The 22,804-nt window shown below is 70.7% G+C and carries 16 protein-coding genes; all 16 read right to left on the bottom strand.

Going from position 1 to position 22,804, the window contains the following annotated elements; genetic code table 11:
* Window positions 1–10: 10 nt before the first annotated feature.
* Window positions 11–955, bottom strand: a complete 945-nt coding sequence (locus tag OIE13_RS36265) for a hypothetical protein (protein ID WP_326644474.1) — start codon at window positions 953–955, stop codon at window positions 11–13.
* A 156-nt stretch (window positions 956–1,111) separates the two neighbouring features.
* A complete protein-coding gene (locus OIE13_RS36260; protein ID WP_326829359.1) occupies window positions 1,112–2,236 on the bottom strand; it encodes an RNA-guided endonuclease InsQ/TnpB family protein in 1,125 nt (374 codons plus the stop codon).
* Between the two features lie 279 nt (window positions 2,237–2,515).
* Window positions 2,516–3,709, bottom strand: coding sequence for a cytochrome P450 (locus OIE13_RS36255; RefSeq protein WP_326644478.1), 1,194 nt, complete (start codon window positions 3,707–3,709; stop codon window positions 2,516–2,518).
* Between the two features lie 235 nt (window positions 3,710–3,944).
* The gene (locus OIE13_RS36250; protein WP_326644480.1) at window positions 3,945–4,391 is read right to left on the bottom strand and encodes a hypothetical protein; all 447 of its coding nucleotides are present in this window, start codon (window positions 4,389–4,391) and stop codon (window positions 3,945–3,947) included.
* Window positions 4,388–4,603 carry a hypothetical protein gene (locus OIE13_RS36245; RefSeq protein ID WP_326644482.1) on the bottom strand — a complete coding sequence of 72 codons (216 nt, stop codon included), beginning with the start codon at window positions 4,601–4,603 and terminating at the stop codon, window positions 4,388–4,390. Before OIE13_RS36245 ends, OIE13_RS36250 begins: the two co-directional genes overlap by 4 nt.
* 98 nt (window positions 4,604–4,701) lie before the next feature.
* Window positions 4,702–7,998 (bottom strand): ATP-dependent helicase, encoded by a 3,297-nt coding sequence (locus tag OIE13_RS36240; RefSeq protein ID WP_326644484.1) that lies wholly within the window; start codon window positions 7,996–7,998, stop codon window positions 4,702–4,704.
* 220 nt (window positions 7,999–8,218) lie between these two features.
* Window positions 8,219–11,398 (bottom strand): ATP-dependent helicase, encoded by a 3,180-nt coding sequence (locus OIE13_RS36235; protein WP_326644486.1) that lies wholly within the window; start codon window positions 11,396–11,398, stop codon window positions 8,219–8,221.
* 342 nt (window positions 11,399–11,740) lie between these two features.
* Window positions 11,741–14,536, bottom strand: coding sequence for a CDP-glycerol glycerophosphotransferase family protein (locus OIE13_RS36230; RefSeq protein ID WP_326644488.1), 2,796 nt, complete (start codon window positions 14,534–14,536; stop codon window positions 11,741–11,743).
* 218 nt (window positions 14,537–14,754) lie between these two features.
* Window positions 14,755–15,063, bottom strand: coding sequence for an MGMT family protein (locus tag OIE13_RS36225; protein WP_326644490.1), 309 nt, complete (start codon window positions 15,061–15,063; stop codon window positions 14,755–14,757).
* Window positions 15,051–15,419 (bottom strand): hypothetical protein, encoded by a 369-nt coding sequence (locus OIE13_RS36220; protein ID WP_326644492.1) that lies wholly within the window; start codon window positions 15,417–15,419, stop codon window positions 15,051–15,053. Before OIE13_RS36220 ends, OIE13_RS36225 begins: the two co-directional genes overlap by 13 nt.
* A 111-nt stretch (window positions 15,420–15,530) precedes the next feature.
* A complete protein-coding gene (locus OIE13_RS36215) occupies window positions 15,531–16,961 on the bottom strand; it encodes a S8 family peptidase (protein ID WP_326644493.1) in 1,431 nt (476 codons plus the stop codon).
* Window positions 16,955–17,752, bottom strand: coding sequence for a hypothetical protein (locus tag OIE13_RS36210; RefSeq protein WP_326644494.1), 798 nt, complete (start codon window positions 17,750–17,752; stop codon window positions 16,955–16,957). Before OIE13_RS36210 ends, OIE13_RS36215 begins: the two co-directional genes overlap by 7 nt.
* Window positions 17,753–18,039: 287 nt before the next feature.
* Window positions 18,040–19,332, bottom strand: coding sequence for a S8 family serine peptidase (locus OIE13_RS36205; protein WP_326644496.1), 1,293 nt, complete (start codon window positions 19,330–19,332; stop codon window positions 18,040–18,042).
* Window positions 19,326–20,060 (bottom strand): hypothetical protein, encoded by a 735-nt coding sequence (locus OIE13_RS36200; protein WP_326644498.1) that lies wholly within the window; start codon window positions 20,058–20,060, stop codon window positions 19,326–19,328. The genes OIE13_RS36205 and OIE13_RS36200 overlap by 7 nt, the downstream gene beginning before the upstream one ends.
* A 175-nt stretch (window positions 20,061–20,235) precedes the next feature.
* Entirely contained in the window at window positions 20,236–21,417 is a 1,182-nt protein-coding gene (moeZ, locus tag OIE13_RS36195; protein ID WP_326644500.1) for an adenylyltransferase/sulfurtransferase MoeZ, read from the bottom strand.
* An 80-nt stretch (window positions 21,418–21,497) separates the two neighbouring features.
* Entirely contained in the window at window positions 21,498–22,406 is a 909-nt protein-coding gene (locus tag OIE13_RS36190) for an alpha/beta fold hydrolase (protein WP_326829358.1), read from the bottom strand.
* Between the last annotated feature and the right edge of the window lie 398 nt (window positions 22,407–22,804).

Below are 22,804 nucleotides of genomic sequence, written 5' to 3'. Positions count from 1 at the left end.
CAAGATCAGGTCAAGGGGAGGGGGCGGCCCGCCGCCACTCGCGGCGTACTTTCAGGCCCGCGTCGACCAGGGCACCCAGGATGACCAGCACAACCAGGAACTCCGCCCACCGGTTGAGCGGCCCCGCCTGGAAGATGGCGCCCGCGAGCACGACCCAGGCAAGGGCGCCGCACATCGCGAACGTCAGGCCGATGTCGAGTCGCAGCGTCAGCGACCGCCACCGCCCCTGCACGACCAGGACCAGGTAGAGGGCCCAGTGCACGACCTGTAGCCCCAGAAGCCACGGACCGTAATAACGGAGGAAGTTCTCGTCAATGGCGAAGAGTTGGTGGATCTTCTTGACCGCCGCCTGCCTTTCGAAGAGGAAGTCGAGCAGCGCTCCGGCGTTGATCAGTACGGATATCAGGCAGGCGTCCATAATGATCAGGACAATGTAGCCGGCCCGGCTGATCCGATCGCCATCCTTCCGCCGAGGCTCCCATGCGGCCGCCGCCGACCGGCGCCGCCGCAGCCAGGCCGTCACGGCGAAGCACACCACGAGCAGTCCTGGCCACCACAGGAGGTACAGCCCGAAGAACCTCCACCACTCCGCCAGCAAGCCGACTACCTCCGCCCTCGAGCTCACCGGAAACCTCATCAGGGCGGGCATCGACATGAATAGCCCGAAGAAGCCCATACCGGCCACGGTCAGCCAGAGGAACCTGCGGGAATCGGCCGGGTCGATGATCGTGAAAACCGGCCCGTACCGCGCGGCGACCTCGGCGGGCCGACCAAAACCGATGACCAGCTCCCGCGCCATCGCCTCGTCGGTGGCCCGTCCCGCGTCCTCGGCCTTGGCCGCGAGTGCGTCCACCAGCAGTGCGCGCAACTCCAATGCCACATCGCGCCGCCCCCGGCGTGGCAGTAACCGGACCACGTCGTCCACGTAGCCGTTGATGAACTCGTCAGGGAGCACGGCGCCATCCGCCCTTCAGGGAAGATCCATGGTGTCGTTTCAGGCCGCGCCAAACGAGCGCCAGCCGCCAATAACAAGATTGCGGCCCTCTGCGGTCAGCTTCTCGGCCGTAAACGACCGAGCTTGCAGCTCCTCGCCGTCGATGGGTTCGACGGTTCAGGCCGCGTCGTCGGCAGCGTGACTCACTGCCCAGCACGCCACACCGCGCGAGGCGATGTTGCGGGCCGCGTTGACGTCGGCGTGCTCAGCGAAACCGCACGACGTACAGGCGAAGGTTTCCTGGTTGGGCCGGTTGCGTTTGTCGACGTGCCCGCACGCCGAGCACTCCTGCGAGGTGTAAGCCGGGTCGACGTAGACGACGGCGACACCCGCGCGGGCGGCTTTGTAGGCGACGAACCGGCCGAGCCGGTGAAACGACCACGAATGCAGCGTGACCCGCTGGGGCCTGCGGAGCCGTACCCGCTCACGGATGCCCTGGAGGTCTTCCAGGGCGATGCCGCGTCCGGTGCGTGCAGCCTCGGTCACGATGCTTTTGGAGATGCGGTGGTTAACGTCCCGGGCGAACCGGGACTCCTTACGGCGGCGCCTCTTCAGGAGCCGCTTGGCGGACTTGGTCTGCCTGGCCTGCAGGCGGCGGCGGAGTTCCCGGTTGCGGTGCCGGACCGCGTTCAGGTGCCTGCCGGAGTGTCGTTCGCCGTCGCCGGTGGTGGCGATGTTGGCGATGCCGAGGTCAACGCCGAGGAAGGCGTCGGGTTCGGTGACGTCGGCATCGGGGACGTCGCAGGTGGCGATGAGCAGCCACATGCCGTCTCGGTGGATCAGGTCGGATTCGCCCTTGCGGTAGGCGGCCAGTGCGCGGGCCTGCTCGTCGGAGCAGGCGAACCGGATGCCTTTCATCCGGCCGCCGGTGGTCCAGATGGACACGGTGCGGGCCTCGACCTGCCAGGACAGGCACCGATCGTCGAACGGCTGCGCCGCGTCCGGGCGGAAGGCGATCGGCTTGGCCAGAGGCGTGCGCAGCTCCGCACTCACCTGGGCTTTCACCGTCGTGTACGCGTCGGAGACCTTCTTGATGACGTGCTGGGCGGGCTGGGCCGACAGGCCCATGGCCTTCAGGTCGCCGTAGGAGTGCAGCCGCAGGTCGTAGTTGCGGAACACCTTCGTCTCCCACGCGACACCGGAGACGAGGTTGGCGGCGTCGTTGCACAGGCGCAGCGTGTCTGCCAGCGCCGCCTCCTGGGCGGGCGTGGGGAACAGCCGGACCTGCACAACGAATTTCACGCTGTGAAGTATAGCGTTGATTCGCCAAACGCGCGGCACCGTATGCGATTCCTCCCGGGCATGAACGCCCGGGGTTCCTCGCTAGGCAGGTATCGCTGAACAAATCGTAGTGTCGTGGCGAGCCCGTCGGTTACACCGTTCACTTGACTTCTCCTGGTAAGGGGGGCGTGACCTTGATCACGTGCAGAGAAGCGGAACGGACGATGAACCGGACCGGAACTTTCGCTCAAATCGGGGTGCCGTTCGTACCTCCCCTTTTCTCCTGGCGGAGCAGCCCGCTCAGTCGGCGGAGGTGAGCAGCGGCAGCTTCCGTACGCCGGTCATGTTGGGGCTCGGCAGGAAGAGCGGCGGCTCGTCCGGGTCGGTGCGCAGGTTCGGGAAGCGGTCGAGCAGGATGTCGAGCGCGACCCGGCCCTCCAGGCGGGCCAGCGGCGCGCCGAGGCAGAAGTGGATGCCCCGGCCGAGACCGAGGTGGGGGTTGGGGTCACGGGTCGGGTCGAAGACATCCGGGTCGGCGAACTGCCGGGGGTCGCGGTTGGCCGCCGCGATCCACACCATGAGCAGCTGGTCGGCGGGCACGTGCCGGCCGCCGAACTCGACGTCGACGTTGGTGACCCGGGCCAGGACCGCGAACGGGCTGAAGAAGCGCAGGGACTCCTCGATCACGGCGGGGATCGTCGAGCGGTCCGCACGGGCGCGGGCGAACCGCTCGGGCTGGGCGTCCAGGCAGAGCACCGTGTTGCCCAGCAGCATGGTGGTGGTGATGTGCCCGGCTATCAGCAGGACGTTGGCGAAGTTCACCACCTCGGCCTGGCTGAGCCGCTCACCGTCCACCTCCGCCTCGACGAGCTGGGTGAGCAGGTCGGCGCGCGGCCTGAGTCGTCGCTCCGCGGCGTGTTCGCCGAGGTAGTCGGCCAGGTGTTTGGCCTGTTCCATGACGAACTCAAGGTTGCGCTCCTGCTCCTCGCTCCGGTTGACGAGCGAGAACCGCTGGGACCCCTCGAACATCCTGTCCACCCACTGCTTGAACAGGTAGCGGTCGGAGCCGGGCACCCCGAGCAGCTCCGCGATGACGATGACCGGCAGCGGGTAGGCGAGGTCCGCCACCAGCTCCAGCCGGCCCGTGTCGGCCACCGCGTCGAGCAGTTCGTTGGTCAGCTCGGCGATCCGCGGTTCGAGGTCGGCGACGACCTTCGGGGTGAAGGCGTGGCTGACGAGCTTGCGAAGCTTGCTGTGCATGGGCGGGTCCAGCTGCGTCAGGCTGCGCTCGGCGGGCCTGGCGACCTCGGGTACCACGCGGCCGGTATCGGAGGAGAACGTCTTCGGGTCGCCGAGAATCCGCAGTACCTCGGGGTAGCCGTAGACGTTCCACGTCCCGGTGCCGGCGTCGAAGCTCACCGGCCGGTCCGGCCGTTTTCCCCGTAGCCAGAAGTGCCCCTCGTGCAGGCCCCATGAGTCGGCGATGATGGTCATGGCGTGCCTTTCTGGTCGGGACGGGTCCGGGATCAGCCGGGCTCGTGCGTTCTCTCGTACGCGTGGATCCAGGTGCGGTTCAGACGTACGCGTGGATCCAGGTGCGGTTCAGACGTACGCGTGGATCCAGGTGCGGTTCAGACGTACGCGTGGATCCAGGTGCGGTTCAGACGTACCCCCACCAGCGCGCCGGACCCGGCGCCGAGCAGCACGGCAGCATGTTCGTGGAAGGCGCTCAGGGCAGGATTTCCAGTCGAACATCGGGGATGCCGTAGTACAGATGCGGCGCGGAGGTGATGATTCGCCAGCCTCCGCGCGCTTCGGCCAGGATCACGGCATGTGCGGCCGCGAGAACCGCCCCGACCTCTGCCCCGGCAAGACGGCCCGGTGCGTGCTGCTCCAGGTTCGCCCACATCTTCGGGCCGAGTTGGGCGGCGCTCAGGACATCGGCGACAGGAAGACCTCCGATCGTCACCACCGGCACCGAGAAGAGCGCCTCGGCCTGATGGGGCCGGAATCCGGCCACGCACTGCGCGGCCACCGCGGGCAGCAGAAGCGTGGTGTTACGCAGCACCGACTGGCGGACGATCTCACGACCGTAGTTGCTCTTGGCGTCGAGCAGGTGGTGAATCGCATCGAGGTCGAGGACGTGACCGGTCAGTCCCCCATCTCCCGGTGTCATGCCGCACCGAACAGGCGGTTCGCGCGCTCCCGGTCGGCATCGGTGATGTCCCCCTGCCAGTCCGGACCCCACAGGCGCTCCAGAGCCGCCATGCCGTCCTTGATGCGGCGCTGTTCCCGCAGAGCCTCGGCGATGTAGCCGGAGGCGTTGCCGGACTGCTGCGCTTCATCCGCGAGGTCGTCCGGCAGGGAGATCGTGATCCGCTTGGTCATACTCATGAGGGTAATTGAGTCATACTCCGGCGTCCACGGCGTGGAATCATGCTAAGTAGTCGACTGTGCCGAGAGCGTTGCGTTCACTGTGCGGAGTTTTAGGGGAGTTTGGGGACCGACTCGATGAGGGCGACGAGGCCGGCCTCGTCAAGGAGGTCGACGGGGCGGACCGTCTTGCCCAACAGGACGTAGTGGAAGGCCGCACCCACCTGGTCCAGCGGGACGGCGGCCAGGTGGGACCAGGCCAGCCGGTAGGCGGCGAGCTGGACGGAGGCGGCAGCCTCGGCCTTCTTCCCGCTGGGACGCCGGCCGGTCTTCCAGTCGACGACCTCGTAGCGCCCTTCGGAGATCTGGAAGACCGCGTCCATCCGGCCGCGGACCACCCGGTCGGCGATCACGGTCTCGAAGGGGACCTCGACGTCGAGCGGTTCCCTGCCCGCCCACTCGCTCTCCTCGAAGCGGTCACGCAGCTGGTCTAGGTGGGCGTCGGTCTCCTCGAAGTCGTCGGACGCGCCGGGCAGCTCGAACTCGTCCATCAGCCGTTGCTGGCCCCAGCGCCCCTCCAGCCAGCGGTGGAAGGAGGTGCCCCGGCGGGCCAGCGGCGCGGGCTTCCTGGGCACCGGGCGCCGGATCTGCCTGGCCAGCGCCTTGGGGTCGGAGGCCAGTGTGACGAGGGAGGAGACGGTCAGGTGGGTGGGCAGCTCCACCCGGCCGACACCGCGCCGCCGGTTCACCTCCCGCTCCCTGAGCAGGAGCTCGATGTCCCGCTCCCACGCCTTCGCCCGCTCCCTGTCCCACCCCCGCAGCTCGGAGGAGACGGGAGCGGGCCCTCCGGCGAAGGCAGCGAGGGCGGCCTCGACCATGGTGGCGCCGTCGAGAACGGCGGCGTAGCGGGCATCGTCCGGCTCGATCGGCCACCGGGACTCGGCCGGCTCGGCGAGAAGCGGGTTGACGGCGCCCTTCTCCATCTCCGGGGCCCAGAGGGCCACCCTGCCGCAGGTCTCGCGGATCTCCAGCAGGAAGTCCGACGGCTCCAGCGGCTTGGACGCGGTGCCCCAGCGGTAGCCGGAGGCGAGCAGCAGGTAGTGGGCGCGGGTGACGGCGACGTACGCCAGGCGGCGCTCCTCAAGCAGGTCGCGGTCGCGGCAGCGCTCGTCGAAGTCGGCCAGCTCCTCCTTGGCCAGCCCGGCCAGCCCGGGCAGGTCGGAGGCGTCTCCGCGGAGCGGGTAGGGCAGCTTTCGGGGGTTCTCCGTCCACTTCGGGCTGGTCGTGGAGCGGGCGGGGAACACGGTGCCGACGGTGAGCGTCCCGGCCTTCGACAGCGCTTGGGAGAGGCCGGGCACCACCACGACCGGCCATTCCAGCCCCTTGGAGGCATGGACCGTCATCAGCTTCACGCTGTTGCTCTCGCCCACCCGCCCGGCGTCCAAGCCGTTCTCCTCCTCGTCCGCCGCCTTCAGGAACGCCAGGAACGCGCCCAGCGTCGGATCCTCGGAGTCTCCGGCGAACCGGGCGGCGGCGTCCAGGAAGGCGTCGAGGTCGGCGCGGGCGGCGAACGGGCCGACGGCCGTCCCCCTGGCCGCCACCTCGATGTCCAGGCCGAGCCTGCGCTCGATCTCCAGGATCAGGTCGGGCAGCGGCTGGCCGGTGTGGGCGCGCAGCAGGCGCAACTCCTGGGCCATGGCGACCAGCCGCACCCTGGCCAGGGGGGAGAACAGGTCCTGCCAGGCGGGACGATCGGGCAGTTCGTCGAGGGCGTCGACCAGGCTGCCACGCTCCTCGGCCATGTCGGCCACGACCTGGTCCAGCGGGTCGGCCACCGGCGAGGCACCCTCGCGGGTCTCCCGGTTCAGCTCGCGGGCCCGCTCACCCAGCTCCTTGAGGTCGGCGGGGCCGATCCGCCAGCGGGGGCCTGACAGCAGCCGTACCAGGGCGTCCCCCGCGCTCGGGTCGTAGATCACGCGCAGGGTGGAGACGATGTCGGCGATCTCCGGCACGAGGAGCAGGCCGCCCAGGCCGACGACCTCTACCGGGATACCGCGCTCCTCCAGGGCCTTGCGGAGCGCGGGGAACTGCGAGCGTTTGCGCGCCAGGATCGCCACGTCGTGCGGCTGGAGCGACTGCGGCCCGCCCCACATGCTCTGCTTGGCCTTCTTACGCTCGCCGTCACTCCAGGGCATGCCGTCGGGCGCGCTCTCGACGCCCAGCACCCTGGCGATCTCCAGGGCGACCCAGCGCGCCTCGTCGTCCGCGGTCTCGTGGAAGGCGCACATCACCCGGCCGCGCTCGACCCGGTTCTTACCGGGCACTAGGACCGGCACCTCCCTGGCCTCCATCCGGAGCGGCAGCTGGAGCCGGGCGGCGACGTCCAGCACGGCGTCGCCGTTGCGGAAGCTGATCGACAGGCGGTTGACGGGCGCGAGCTCCCCCGAGGCGGTCCTGAAGTCACGGGGAAACCGGGTGAGGTTGCCCGCCGAGGCGCCGCGCCAGCCGTAGATGGACTGGCAGGGGTCGCCCACCGCCGTCACCGGGTGGCCGCCGCCGAACAGGGCACGGAGCAGGACGAGCTGGGCGTGACTGGTGTCCTGGTACTCGTCGAGCAGGACCACGGCGAACCGCCCGCGCTCGATCTCGCCGACGTCGGCGTGCCTGGCGGCGATCCTGGCGGCCAGCGCCATCTGGTCTCCGTGGTCGACCACCTCCCGGCCGCGCTTGAGCCGGTCGTACGCCTCGACCAGCGGTAGCAGCTGCTCCCTGACCCGCTGGGTGAGCAGCGGTCTGCGCTGCTCCTTGGTCGGGGTGCCGGGCAGCTTGGCGTACCGCTGGGCGAGCCGGGCGCCGACGTCGCGCACGTCCTGCGGGGTGCGCAGGTGCTCGGCCAGCTCACCGGCCAGTTCGAGCACCGCCCGGGTGACGGTCGCCGGGCTCCACTCGACCTGCTCCATCGGCCCGTCGTACGCGCTGACCACCCGGCTGGCGAGCTGCCAGGAGACGGCCGGGGAGACCAGGCGCATGGTCGGTTCCAGCGCCTCGCGCAGGGCGTGCTCGGTGACCAGGCGGGCCGCGTAGGCGTGGTACGTCGAGATGGTCGGCTCGCCCTCCATCAGCTCCGCGGGCACCTGCCCGACCTCGACGAGACCGTTGAGCCGCTCACGCACCCGTGCGGCCAGCTCCGCGGCGGCCTTCCTGGTGAAGGTCAGGCCGAGCACCTGTTCGGGGCGGAGCAGCCCGTTGGCGACCAGCCAGACGACGCGCCCGGCCATGGTCTCGCTCTTGCCCGACCCGGCCCCGGCCATCACGACCATGGGTTCGAGGCCGGCCTCGATCACGGCCGCCTGTTCTGGGGTCGGCGGCAGGATGCCCAGCTTGGCGGCCAGCTGAACCGGGCTCAGCACGCCGCGCCCCCGGCGGGCGCGACACGGCCCCGGTGCCCGAGGCCTCCGTGCCGGGCGCTCTGCCGAAGAGCGCCGCGGAGATGCGCGAGGGCCGGTGCCGGATGCTGGAGACGCTCCACGCGGAGATGCGCGAGGGCCGGTGCCGGATGCTGGAGACGCTCCACGCGGAGATGCGCGAGGGCCGGTGCCGGATGCTGGAGACGCTCCACGCCGAGGCGGCTCAGCACACCTGGTCTCCGTTCTTGCTGACCGGGCAGCTCGACCGCACCGCGCAGGTACGGCAGCCGTCGTTGACCTTGGCCTGGAAGAACGGCCCCGACATGCCGACGGCGACGGTGTCGACCATGTCCCTGGCCCAGCCGGGCTCCGGGTCGTCCGACAGGGGAGGTTGCGCCTGCTCCTTGGCCTGCTTCTTGCCCGCCGCGTCGCCCACCTGGACCAGGGCCGCGCCGCCCGGCTCGGTCAGGCCGTGCCGCTGGAAGGCGCCCAGCAGCGCGGCGAGCTGGTAGACGCCGAGCTGGGGGTGGCGTTCGAGCTCGGCGTCCTTCGGACCGTTCTTGCCGGTCTTGATATCGATGATCACAGCTCGGCCCTCGCCGTCGCGCTCGACCCGGTCGACCCGGCCCTTGATCTGCACGCCCTCGGAGACCATGGCCGTGAACGCCTCCTCCAGGCCGACCAGTGTCCTGGGGTTGTTCTCGTGCCAGGCGACGAATTTGGAGATCATCTCCTCGGCGACCGCGCGCTGCTTGCGGTTGTACCAGACACCGCCGAAATCGAGCTCGTGCCAGACCTCGTCCAGGCGCTTGCCGAGGGTCTCCTCGGTGGGCATGCCCGTCGCGGCGAGGACCGCCAGCGCGTGGACGACGGTGCCCAGACCGCGGGCCGCGTCGGTGCCGCCCGCGCCCACCGAGGTTTCGAGCAGCCAGCGCAGGCCGCACTTGCTGAAGCTCTCCACCGCCGAGGGCGAGACGCGCACGATGTCGTCGGGCCAGCTCAGTGGGCGGTCGTCGGAGATGGGGGTGAGGGCGTACCAGTCGTTGGGGTGGGCGCCGGGCACCCCCTCGGCGGCGAGCCTGGCCAGGTGCCCGGCCGCTGCCCTGCGCAGCGGTTCCGGCCTGGTGGAGTCGGTGACCGCCGACCGCAGGTCGGCCACCAGCGCGGACATGCTCAGCCAGCGGGAGCGCTCGTCGACGCCCGCCTCCTCGGTCGAGCCGGGGACCAACTCGGTGAGGAAGCGGGAGGGCCGCTCCTCGGTGTCGTCACCTCCCACGGCGGTGACGATGAGCCTGCTCCTGGCCCTGGTGGCGGCCACGTAGAACAGTCGGCGCTCCTCGGCCAGCAGCTGGGAGGCGAGCGCGGCGGAGACGGCCGCCGGGTTCTCGTGCTCGGAGCCCTCGGCCCTGGCGACCATGTCGTCGGTGCTCAGGATGGACCCGCGCAGCCGCAGGTCCGGCCAGGCGCCCTCCTGGACCCCGGCGACGACCACCACGTCCCATTCCAGGCCCTTGGAGCGGTGCGCGGTGAGGATGCGGACCTTGTCCCCGTCGGGGGCCCGATCGGCGAGGGAGTCGCCGGGGATCTCCTGGGCGACCAGGTCGTCGACGAACACGTCCACCCCGGCGTGCGGGAGCCGGTCGACGAACCTGGCCGTGTGGTCGAACAGCGCCACGACGGCGTCGAGGTCGCGGTCGGCCATGGTGCCCCTGACACCGCCCCTGAGGCTGACGTCCGTCCACTTCCTGGCCAGCCCGGTGGCCTCCCAGACCGTCCACAGCACGTCTTCCGCGGTGCCGCCCTTCCGTACGGCCTCGGCGGCGGCGGAGATGAGACCGGCGAGCCGCTCGGCGGGCAGCGCGACCTGCTCATCCACCCGCACCAGCTCCCGTGCGTCCTGCAGCGCCGCGACCAGCAGTTCTCCCGAGGAGCGAGGGCCCGGGGCCTCGCGCTCCGCCATCTCGGCCATCTCGGCCGCCTCGGGTATCTCGGCCGCCTCGTACTCGCCGGGGTGGGCCAGCGCCTCGTGCTCGGCGATCCGCAGGGCGCGACGGAGGCGGCGCACACCGATCATGTCGGTGCCGCCGAGCGCGCCGGTCAGCAGCTCTTCGGCCACCCCCTCGTCGAGGGTCTCCGGGTGGAGCGCCACCTGGATGAGTCTGATCAACGGCCGGACGCCCGGTTCCTGGAACAGCGGCACCTCGCCGCCGCCGACCACGACCGGCACCCCGGCGGTGACCAGGGCACGGCGCAGCAGCGGCACCTGACGGGTCGCGGAGCGGACCAGCACCGCCATCCGTGACCAGGGGACGCCGTCCAGCAGGTGCGCCCGGCGGAGCGTGTCGGCCACGATCGCCGCCTCCTGAGGTGCCCCGTCGGCCACCAGCACCCGTACGTCACCGGGGTCGGCGTCCGGCAGCGCGCGCAGGTCGCGGTGGGTGGCGCCGCCGGGGGTGGCGGGCAGCCGGGCGGTGACGCGGCGGGTGGCCCGCAGCAGGTCCCGGCCGCTGCGACGGCAGACGCGCAGCGCGATGACAGGGGCCTTCGCGCCGTCGGCGTCGCGGAACCGGTCGGGGAAGTTCATGATCCCTCGGACGTCGGCGCCGCGGAAACCGTAGATCGACTGGTCGGGATCGCCGACCGCGACCAGGTCGCGCCCCTCCCCCGCCAGCTGCTGGAGCAGGAACTCCTGGGCGGGGTCGGTGTCCTGGTACTCGTCGACGAAGACGGCGTCGTACGCCGATCGCTCGCGGGCGCGCACCTCGGGGTCGGAGAGCAGTGCCCCCGCCGCCCGGATCAGCTCCGCGTAGTCGAGCACCGGTTCGAGGTCGAGGTCGAACCTGGCCTGGTAGCGGTCCGCGAACCCTCCGGCGGCCACCCAGTCGGAGCGGCCGTGGCGGCGGCCCAGCTCGACCAGCTCCGGCCCGTCGAGGCCGCGTTCGGCGGCGCGGGCCAGGAAGTCGCGGAGCTCGGAGGCGAAGCCACGCGTCTTGAGCGCCTCGTGCACGTCCTGCGGCCAGTGGACGGCGCCGTCCTCCAGCTCGCCGTGGAGCAGGCGACGGATCTCCAGGAGCTGCTCGGGGCCGGTCAGCAGGCGTGGCGACACCCCTCCCGCGATCATCGCCTCGCGGCGGAGCAGCGCGTAGGCGTAGCTGTGGAAGGTGAGGGAGAGCGGGGTGCGGGTGGTACGGCGCATCCGGGCCGTGATGCGCTCGCGCAGCTCCTCGGCGGCCTTTCGGCTGAAGGTGAGGACGAGCACCCGCTCGGGGTCGACGCCCCGGCGCTCGATCCTGTCGACGACGGTCTCCACGATCGTGGTGGTCTTGCCGGTGCCCGGCCCGGCGAGCACGAGGAGCGGGCCGCTCTCGTGGGCCACCACCGCCCGCTGGTGCTCGTCCAGCACAGGGGCAACAGCTCTCCCCGCACCCTCACGACGTACCAGCCGCCAGTCCTGACCACTCACAACTCGCCATTCCACCAGATCCCGGACGATGATCGTGCCGAGTCGGCGGGTACGGCATGGCGGACTCCCGCCCCGGCGGGGCGGGCTACGGGCGGAACCGGGTGGGGTTAATGGCCGGGGCACGGCGCTGACCTGCGCCGCAGCCCTCTGGAAGGGATTCAGCAGCCGGGCGGCCGTCCCGAGGGCCGCTCACGGCAGCCCCTGGGAACCGCTCACGGTCGCCCCAGGGAACCGCTCAGCGCCCGCCCCAGGGAACCGCTCACGGTCGCCCCAGGGAACCGCTCAGGAGGGAAAGACGTGGTCGACGAGCCGGGCCGTGGCCTTGCCGTCGTCGCGGGGCGCGTAGGTGCGCTGGAAGAGGTCGTACCGCTCGGCGTGGGCGACGGCCACCTCGTCGATCGACCGCAGTGCCTTGATGACCTCCGCCCCGCTGGAGAGCAGCGGTCCGGGGGCCTCGGCGGCCAGGTCGAGGTACATGCCCCGCTTGGACGAGTAGCGCTGCAGGTCGTGCGTGAAGAAGAGCATCGGCCTGCCGGTCGCCGCGAAGTCGAACATGACCGACGAGTAGTCCGTGATCAGCACGTCCGCGATCAGCAGCAGATCCGTAATATCGGGATATGTCGTGACGTCGCGTCCGAGGCCGACGGGCACGTTGGGCGCCGCCTGCATCGAGTGCGCCCTGATCAGGAACTCGTGGCCGGGGCCGAGCACCCGGTGCGCCTCGGCCAGGTCCAGGCGGATCGAGGCGTTCTTGCGGTCGTAGTCGCGGTAGGTCGGCGCGTAGAGCACCACCTTGGCGCCCTCGGCGATGCCGAGCCCGGCGCGCACCCGCGCCGCCATCTCGTCACGGTCGGGGGCCACCAGCACGTCGTTGCGCGGGTTGCCGCTCTCCAGGACCTCGCCCTGGTAGCCGAACGCCTTGCGCAGTACCCGGGTCGCCCAGGGACTCTGGGAGACCAGCAGGTCCCAGCCGCGCACCTCGACCGCCTGCCGGTGCCAGGCCGGCGGCCTGGGGTCACGGGACATGTGCGGCAGATCGTTGCCCAGGCGCTTGACCGGGGTGCCGTGCCAGGTCTGCACGACCGTCTGGTCCTCTCGCGCCCGGAACCACGGCGGCAGGAAGCCGTTGGTCACCACGTACCGCGAGCGGGCCAGCACCGCGTAGTGCTCGCGGCTGCCCGCGCGCACCACGGTCGGCCCCTCACCCTCGCCGAAGCCGAGCTCCGCGGGGCCCGGAGGCCTGAACGCGCCGTCCTTGACCACCCAGACGTGCTCTCCGGCGTCGCCGCGCCGCACGCGCTCCTCGTAGATCGCGCGGACGTTGCCCTCGTACTGCCGTCCGTCGTAGGCGACGTAGACGACCGCGTCGTTCAGCTCGCGGGTCCGCTCCGCGGGGTAGAAGCCGCGGCGCAGCGCGTACAGGCCGCCGGCGCCCTTCTCGTCGTCGGGGCGGTGCTCGGCGACGGACAGCACCGGAATGTCGAAGCGGGTGGAGATCAGGCGGTATTCACGGCCGTCGCGGATCTTCGTGTCCTCGTCCAGCCCGTCGAGAATGGCGTGGTCGACGCGGAACGGGACGATCTGGCCGGCCGGGTCGCGGACCGCCATGCTCCAGGTGCCGCTGCCCAGCGGGACCGTGTCCCCGAAACGGGGCATCGCGGCGGCCGCGATCCGCACCGTGAAACGGGAGCCCTCCCGCTCCAGGGGGACGGCGTGGATCAGCCCGCTGCGGTGCTTGAGGGTCAGCTCGGCCGCGCCGGAGCCCGGGTAGGAGCCCTCCAGGGTGAGCGCACCCTGCTCGTCCCAGGTCGCGGCGGTGACGACCGGGCGGATCCGGTGCGCGGAGACGCTCACCCGGTCACGCCGGTCACGCAGCACGGTGATCTCACGGTCCCCGACGACCGTACGGCTCTCCTCCGCCTTGCCGATCATGACGGAGGCCGCCGGGTCGCCCTTGGGCTCGATCCAGAGACGGCCGCCGTCGCGTTCCTCCAGCAGGGAGGCCACGGCGAGCGGCACGACGACCGCGGTGCCGCCGTCTACGGGTGTGAAGTCCGCGGCGATCCGGTGACCGTCCAGCCGGGCGTGGCCCCTGCTCGCCTCCTTGCCCGGCAGGAAGACCTGGACCTCCAGCCGCTCGCCGTCCAGCTTCACGCCGGTCAGTTCGGCCCTGGTGGGCTGCAGCACCACCTGGAGTGCCCGGTCGGAGGTCCAGACGGGGCGGATCCACCAGCCCCCACCGAGGTCGAGCCCCGATGGGCGCTCGGTACGGCCGGTGGAGGGGCCGCGCAGCAGGCCGCCGGCGCGGGCGCCCCTGCTCCAGATCACGATCTCGGCGCGCCAGGTGGTGGTGTCCTGCACCGTGGCGCGGTGGCGCAGCAGCCGCTTGCCGCCGCGTACGACGGCCCGCACCGCGGAACGCCAGCGCAGCGACCACGGGCCCAGCTCGGCGGTGAAACCGGACCAGTCGTAGTTGCAGCCGGCCTCTTCCGCGCCGTGGGTCGCCTCGGGGTGGAAGACCCTCCGGGTGCGCAGCCGCACCGGCGGCAGCCAGCGCGGGCCGCGCAGCACCACCGTGGCCCTGTTGAATCGGCGACTACGCACCGACAACCCGGCCAGATAGGCGTGGCCGCTGACGTGCAGCCGCCCGCCGGACCAGGAGACGTCCTCGATCTGGGTCATCGGGATGAGGTCCGCCGCCCGCAGCCGGAACAGGGCCTCGGGCAGCTCGTCCTGGAGCGGCAGGTCCGCGTACCAGCGGAGTTTCTTGCGGACGCGCCTGGACGGCTCCGCGGCGGCGGCCACGAGCTTCTGCAGCGCTTCGCCGTCGGCGAGGTCGTCGATCTCGCGGTGCTCGATCAGATGAAAGGCGATCCTGCGGGCGACCGGCAGGTCTCGCTTGACCCTCGCGTCGACACCGGTCACATACGGCTTCAGGAGCGTGACGAACTCGCGGCGCCGTGCGGCGCCCCGCTTGGTCACGATGTCCAGCCGGGAACCCAGCGGCCCGGCCAGCGCGTCGGCGTCGAACCGGCGACGCTCATCCGGTTTCAGCCCGTCGGCCAGCACCTCAGCCATGATCGATTCGAGGGGTTCTCCCCGGTCGCAGAGATCCTGGACGACCCGAAGGCGATCAACGACAGGGTCGCCGCCGGCTCGCGCGGGAGTGGCACCGATGGCCATGGGGAAAGCACCGCCTTTCGGACAGAGCGCTGTCCTAGGCCATGGTAGTGCGCCACAGCAGGCCCGGTTACGCTGCGATTTACGGGTCTGTAGGATTTACAGGCTTTTGTGATCTACGGGTTTCCGTCCCATCTGGCCTCCTGTATATCGACTCGGGCGCCCCTGAGCGGAGTCCCCTCCTCGCGCCAGTTCACCAGGCATCGCTGCTCGTGGCCGGGTGGCGGGGTGCCGTCGGCATGCACGACGCGCCACCAGGGCACGCCCCCGCCCCAGGTGGACATCACCCTGCCGACCTGGCGTGGGCCCCCCTCGCCGAGGTACTCGGCGATGTCGCCGTAGGACATCACCATGCCGGGCGGAATGCGCTCGACCAGGTCCAGCACCCGCTCGGCGTACGGGGTGGGATGGCCTACTGGCTCCATACGGTCGGCCCGGCCGTGAGGATCTCATCGAGCTTGCCGAACTCGTAGGCCACCGAGCCGTTCAGCTGCTCGACCAGACCGCCGCGGATCGCGTAGGACTCGCCGTCCTCACCGACCAGCCGCGCTCCCAGCAGAGCGGACACGCGTGCCAGCTGGGCCACCTGCCAGTCCGATCCGGGGGCGCCGGACAACCGGCCGTTCCATAGCGCTATGGCATGAACCGCGCCGTTGTGGCGGGCCAGGACCTCCCCTGACTCCTGCGATCCTCTGAACTCGAACCCCGCCTGCCCCAGCACAGTCGCGAGTTCCGCGAAGGCGAGAGGCGCAGGGCGCTCCACGCGCAACTCGTACCCCATGACGCGGGAGAATAGCGAACCTTCCAGGTTTCTCGGAGTGTAAATCCAGACATTCGGGCTACCGCATCCGAACGGTGTCCTAAACGCGTTCTAATTGACTTCAAACTGCGCTTATCTCCGGGATCTCCCACGCCTGGTCGTTTCGGCATCGGCCGCTACCGGTCCGCTCCTGTCCGGCTGCCGGCCGAGCATCACCACGGCCGCCACGAACGCCAGCAGGCCGCCGACAAGGCCCACTCCGTACAGCCAGAGTTTCAGGGGATCGGGGCCCGGTCTACCGGACTCCACGTGCGGGATGCCGACGCCGAAGTGCTTGCCCTCCGGGACCGGGATCTCCACCGCACCCGCCACGAGCCGATCCGCTCTGGCGAGCGCCGCGGCGGCGTCGACGACGCCGAACCCGACGTGGTCGTCGTAGCCGACGTGGTCGTCGTAGCCGGCGTCGGGACCGGCTACAGCTGTGGAGACCAGAGCCTGCGCCACCATCTGCGGCGCCATATTCGGATATTTCGCTTTTATTAGTGCGGCGACTCCGGCCACCAGCGCGGTCGCCGAACTGGTCCCCTCAGAGGATCCGTACTTTCCGCCGGGGACGACCACCGGCACCCCGACACCGGGCGCCGAAACCAGGACCGACAGATTGTCACTGCTGAACCTCGCCGGCCTGCCCAGCCTGTCCACCGCGCCCACGCCGATGACCCCGGAGTATCCGGCGGGGAAGTTCCAGAAGGAGGTGGAGTTGTCCATGGCGTACTGGGAGTCTCCGTCGTTGCCCACGGCGGCGACGAGCACCACGCCCCTGGACAGCGCGTAGGAGACCGCCTCCCGCTCGCTCCTGTGCGGCCCGTAGGCACCCAGCGACATGCTGATGACCTTGGCCCCGTTGTCGGCGGCGTAGCGGATCGCACGGGCCAGCGGGCTGTCGCCGCGCGAGCGCAGATCCTCCTGGGACAGCGCGGAACCGTCCTCGGGCCGCTCTTCGACGATCAGCGGCAGCGAGAGGATCCTGGCCTCGGGTGCGATCCCGAGAAGGCCTTCCTCGCCGTTGCCCGCCCCGGCGATGAGCGAGGCCATGGCGGTGCCGTGCCGTCCGGCGTCCGGGGAGTTCCGGTCGAACTTGACAGATCCCATGTCGGGTCCGGAGATCACCCGCCCGCGCAACTCGGCCACCTGGTCGTCCACACCGCTGTCGACCAGGGCCACGGTGACGCCCGAGCCCCTGGTGACCTTCCATGCCTCCTGCGCGCGCAGCATCTCCAGCACCCAGCGCTGGTCCTCGCGCACGTCGGCGGTGCCCTCCGGCGGCGCGGCCAGTACGGGAGCGGCGGGCACGGCGGTGGCGGACACGGCGACGGGCACGGCGGCAGACACGGCGACGGGCACGGCGGTGGCGGACACGGCGACGGGCACGGCGGCAGACACGGCGACGGGCACGGCGGTGGCGGACACGGCAGCGGCGGACACGGCAGCGGAGACCGGCAGCGGGGCCGCCATCGAGGTCGCGAACAGCGCTCCTGCCGCCCACAGCCGTAGCCTCAGCACACGTTCCCCTGAGTGCACTGGGGCACGGCGCTCGGCTCGTCACCGAGGGCCCTGGCGATGCGCCCGGCGACCGCCTGGGCCGCGGGCCACAGCTCGCTGTGCAGGATCTCCTCGGGGGCGACCGCCTGGCGGGTGCGGCCGTCGGCGTAGCCGGCGGTGGAGAAGACGATGTAGGGGCCGACGCCGCCCCAGGCGTTACGCTGGCGCTGGGCCGCCCCGAACAGCTCGGTCGCCGTGCCGGGGAAGGCCACGGGACGCACCCCCACCCTGTCGTCCACGGCCAGTTGCGCGGAGGCGGCGAGCCGCCGCTCCTCGTCGTCGAGCACGGCGATGCCCACGGTGAAGACGAACGTGGACGTCTGGTCGACGTAGGTGGCCCGCAGCAGCGTGCGGCAGCCGTACCGGGTGAGCACCGACCCCACCTGCGCGTCGGTACCGGCCGCGCAGGCCACCTCGGGGGCGAGGCCGACCCTGCGGGCGTACTGCTGGACCCTCCCGAGGCCGATGTACTGCAACTCGATGGGGAAGACCAGGTCCGCGGTCCAGGTGTACCAGCGTCTGGCGATGTCGTCGGAGATGTAGCGGGCCTGCTCGGCGGCGGTGAGCGGGCGCGAACTCGTCTCGCGCAGCAGCCCGACCGTGCCGGTCAGCACGTTGGTGGCGGAGATGGCGAGGATCGTGCCCACCAGGATCAGAAAGATCGTACGGAAGCGGATGCCCTGTTCCAGGGTCGCCAGTTCGGCACGCTGGACCATCGCGCGGTCGCGGCCCGCCGCCGGCCAGGCGCGCACACGGTATCGCCTGGGCGTGGCGCCCGACGCGGGCGTCCGCCTGGTCCCGCCGCCCCCGGCACCGCTCACCCGGGAGCCGGATGGTGGCCAGCCGCCGCGAGCGCGGGAGGCCGGGGTTCCCGGACGCCGCTCCGGCTCCCGGGACCGCCCTGACTGCGACATACTCCGATGCTACGTCGCATGCCCTCTCCGCCTCATCAGCGGCGTGTATTTTCGCGGCACCAAGCCCGGCTCCGGCTCCAAGCCCGACTCCGGGCCCCGACCGCTACCGGGGCCGCCCCCGGTGCTCACGGCCAGGGCGCGGCGACCGGGTCGGGCACGGGTTCCTCGTAGGTCACCGGTGAGCGTGGGCGGCCGACGGACACGGCGATCGTGACCAGGCAGGCGACCGCGCCGAGACCCGCGACCACGGCCACCCCGCCGTACAGGTTGATCCTGTGCCGGTCACGGTGGACGACCCGCACCGGCTCGACCGCCAGGCCCAGCGGACGGGCGGGGTCGTGTCCGCCGGCCCCCTCGGCGGTGAGGGTGTGCCGGGAGATCCTGGCGGCCGCGGCGAGTGCCCGGGTGGCGTTGACGACGCCGAAGCCCATACCGGTGTCGTAGCCGCCGTTGGGCCGCCGGGTGGCTCCCGCAGTGATCGCCTGGACAACCAGCACGGGCGATATTTCTGGATATTTCGCCTTAATGAGGGCGGCGACGCCCGATACCAGGGCGGTCGCCTGCGAGGTGCCGCGACCGACCCAGTACTCGTCACCGGGGCCTGCCCCGAGGATGTCCACCCCCGGCGCGGCCACCAGGACCGAGGGGTTCCGGTTGGAGAACGAGGCCCGGCGCAGCCCCTGGTCCGTCGCGGCGACCGAGACCACCCCCGGGAAGGCCGCCGGGTAGGAGTAGGGGGCGTTGCCGCCGGCGTCGGGCTCCTCGGCACCGGCGTTGCCCGCCGCCGCGACGAGCACGACCCCCTTGGAGATCGCATAGCGGATCGCCGACCGCTCCTCCTTGGTCGCCAGCTCCTTGGAGATCGACATGTTGATCACGTCGGCACCGTGGTCCACCGCGTACCGGATGCCCCTGGCCACCACGTTCTCGTAGCGCTCGGCGGTGTTGAACTCTCGGAAACCGGGCTCCTCGTCCTCCAGGATGACCCGCACCGACAGCACCTTCGCGCGGGGCGCGACGCCGATCACCCCGTCTGCCCCGCCCGGCCCGTGACCGTGCCCGGCGATCAGCGACGCCATGTACGTTCCGTGCAGCCGGAGGGGTTGCACACCTCGCGGGTTGGCCCCGGCGGTGAAGTCCTTGCCCTCGATCACCGATCCGGCCAGGTCGCGATGGTCGCCGTCCACCCCTGAGTCGAGCACGGCCACGGTCACGCCCTCCCCTTCCGAGACCCGCCAGGCGGCGGGCAGGCCGAGGGTCCGCAGCACATCCCGCTGGCTGTCTCTGACGTCGTCGGCCCGCGCGGCCGGGGCCAGTGCCGTCAGCCCCGTCAGTCCCGCCAACCCCGCCAGTCCCACCAGCGTTGTCGCCGCGAGCGCCCCGCAGGCGGCGGAAAGACGCCTCGGCATGGTCAGCATCGCCACTCCGCGGAGGCACAGTCGGGGCGAGCGGGCCTGGACAGGCCGGCAAGGATCCGGTCGGCGATGTCGCCGGTGAACGCGAACAGGGTGGGCCGCTGCTCGCCGACCGCACTGGCGGGCCGGCCGTCTGTCTGGCCGACCGTGGCCATCACCACGTACGTGCCCGCCTGCCGGACGAGGCCGGCCTGGCGCCCGGCGGAGACGAACCGGTCCGCGACGGTGCCGGGGAAGGCCAGCGCCCTCAGACCCGGCAGGGGCCGGCCCCCTCTGGGCAGCGCCGCCTTGGCCCTGGTGGCGCCGATCTCGTCGGCGAAGGCCGCGACCCCGATGGTGACGACGACCCCCTGGAGCGCGTCGATGTAGGTGGCGCGCAGGATGCCCAGGCAGCCGGCCTGCCGCAGCGCCTTGCGCAGCTTGGCGTCGACCGCGTCGTCACAGCGGGTCTCCGGCGAGATGCCCACCCTCTGCGCTTTTTCCTCGCCCCCCTGCTCCGCGGCGTAACGGACCGTCTTGGGGAAGACCCGTCCGGCGGGCCACGCCTGCCAGCGCCGGGCCACCTCGTCGAGGGCTGCCCGATCGAGCTCCGCCTGGGTCGGCCCCCGGGTGAGCTCCGCCCCGGCGGCGCTGGTCGCCACCCCGGCCACGACCGCGCAGAACAGCGTCAGCGCCGATGCCACGACCAGCGTCGGCCATGAATGCCGTCGCTGACGTGGGACTTCGTTCACGCTCTCGACCTTAATGCGGTGAGGCGGGTGGCATCCGCCGTTCCGTCCATATCCGTCGGCATGGAAAGCACATGTGGCGGCGGCGCGAGTGCCGCCCGAACGGCAGGGGAACAGCGAGCGCCCCGTGGAGCGCGTGCTCCACGGGGCGCGTGCCGTGAAAACCCCGCCGGGTCGGTCAGTAGGTCGGCAGGCTCGGGTCGACGGTCTTGATCCAGCTGAGCACGCCACCGCCCACGTGGACGGCGTCGTAGAAGCCGGCGCTCTTGACGACCGCCAGAACCTCGGCGGAACGGGCACCGGACTTGCAGTGCAGGACGATCTTCTTGTCCTGCGGGAGCCTCTCCAGCGCGGACCCGTTGAGGAACTCGCCCTTGGGGATGAGCACGGCACCGGGGATGGACACGATCTCGTACTCGTTCGGCTCGCGAACGTCGATCACGTAGATGTTCTCGTCCGCGTCCTGCATGGACTTGAGATCGGCCGCGGTGATCGTAGAGCCGGAGACGGCCTCCTGGGCCTCCTCGGAGACCGCGCCGCAGAACGCCTCGTAGTCCTCCAGGAGCTGGGTGACCGTCGGATTCTTGCCGCAGAGCACGCACTCGGGGTCCTTGCGGACCTTGACCGAGCGGTAGTTCATCTCCAGGGCGTCGTAGATCATCAGACGGCCGACCAGCGGCTCACCGATGCCCGCGAGGAGCTTGATGGCCTCGTTGACCTGGATGGAGCCGATCGACGCGCACAGCACGCCGAGCACGCCGCCCTCGGCGCACGAGGGGACCATGCCGGGCGGCGGGGGCTCGGGGTAGAGGCAGCGGTAGCAGGGGCCGTGCTCGGCCCAGAAGACGCTGGCCTGACCGTCGAAGCGGTAGATGGAGCCCCAGACATACGGCTTGCCGAGGAGGACCGCCGCGTCGTTGACCATGTAGCGGGTGGCGAAGTTGTCCGTGCCGTCCACGATCAGGTCGTAGCCGGCGAAGATCTCCATCACGTTGTCGGTGGTGAGCGCCTCGTTGTGGACGATCACGTTGACCAGGGGGTTGATCTCCCTGACGCTGTCCGCGGCGCTCTCCGCCTTGGGACGGCCGATGTCGGACTGGCCGTGGATGACCTGCCGCTGCAGGTTGGACTCGTCGACCACGTCGAAGTCGATGATGCCGAGCGTGCCCACTCCCGCGGCGGCGAGGTAGAGCAGCCCCGGGGAACCCAGGCCGCCCGCGCCCACACAGAGCACCTTCGCGTTCTTCAGGCGCTTCTGCCCGGCCATGCCCACGTCCGGGATGATCAGGTGACGCGAGTAACGGCGCACCTCGTCGACGGTCAACTCGGCTGCCGGCTCTACCAGCGGTGGCAACGACACAGTTCTGCTCCCGTTTCAGGGGGTCTTGACGATACGGCTAGCGCAGCACGCTCCACTCACAACCTAACCTGGTGCCCTGGTCATTCCCCAACCGGAGTGAGGACCGTCTCACCTATCAGGATCCTGGCCTCGCGGGCCACCCTGCCGGGGAACTCCATCTGGGCCACATGCCCGGCGTCGGGCAGCAGCACCAGCCTCACCTGCGGGAACGTCCGGCCGGCCCGGGCCGCCATCCGAGGGTTGACGAGCCGGTCGTGGCGGCCGTGCACGACCAGTGTGGGCGCGGTCACCTGGGCCGCCTGCCGCCACAGGTTCGTCTCGCCGCGCCGGAAGTACTCGGCGACGATGCCGCGCGCCGAGTTGATCAGTGCCGCCCCCGCGTACGGGAGACCGTCCCTGCGGCGCAGCTCCTCGATCGCCTCCTTGAGCCGCTCCGGGTGAATCCTCCCCACATCGGCGTAACACATGGCGAGCGTGGCACCGAGTCTGCGCTCGGCGGGCAGGAGGCTCAGCCGGCTCGCCGCCCACTCGCCGAGCCTGGGCACGGTGGACAGCGCCACCCGCGCGGGACCGTACCTGGGCAGCAGATCGGGCAGGGCCGGTGAGATCAGGGTGAGCGAGCGGACCAGGTCGGGGCGGGTGGCGGCGACCCGCACGGAGACGGCTCCGCCCAGGGAGTTGCCGAACAGGTGTACGGGGGCTCGTGAGACCTGCTCTATCAGGGCGGTGACGGTCCGGACGTAGGCGTCGACGGAGTAGTCGCCGCCGGGCGGCTCGGGCGAGTATCCGGCCCCTGGCAGGTCGACGGCGTGGCCGGTCACCACGTCGGACAACTCACCCATCAGGTCTGTCCAGTTGGTCGCGGAGCCCGCGAGGCCGTGCACATAGACGGCGGTCTCCGCGGGGCCTGGCGGCGTCGACCGCACATGGATTCGCTGATCGCCGAGGTCGATCATCTCGCCCTGCCAGCTGGGGATCGGTTTGTGCACCACTCGTACCTCCTGTCGCCCCTCCGCCCTTCCACGATAGTTCGCCTCGCGACACGCCGGACGACGGCCCCCGGGTACCACAAAAGGCACATAAGCCTATTTTCGCCAGATGTCTTTTTATTACACGCTTTATCACCATTAGCTAGATGCCTCCTTCAATGCCCTGTACTTCAAAGAACAAATGCGACATTAAAGACATTTAACCCGAAAGCAGCCGCTAAGTATCCAAGATCGGCCACAAATAGATAAGGAGAGGGCAAAAGGCTTTGATCTCTGTTTATCGGCAGACATGCGAGGAAATCATGACAACCAGGGATGGCTCACCACTGGCCATCTCCGGTAATTCTCGATCGATTCGGTAAATGCCGAAAATCGGGGCAACCGATCCTTTCAAGGGG

The organism is Streptosporangium sp. NBC_01810 (assembly GCF_035917355.1).
GTDB lineage: Bacteria > Actinomycetota > Actinomycetes > Streptosporangiales > Streptosporangiaceae > Streptosporangium.
The sequence above is the reverse complement of the archived record's forward strand: the minus strand, read 5'-3'. Positions and strand labels throughout refer to the sequence as shown.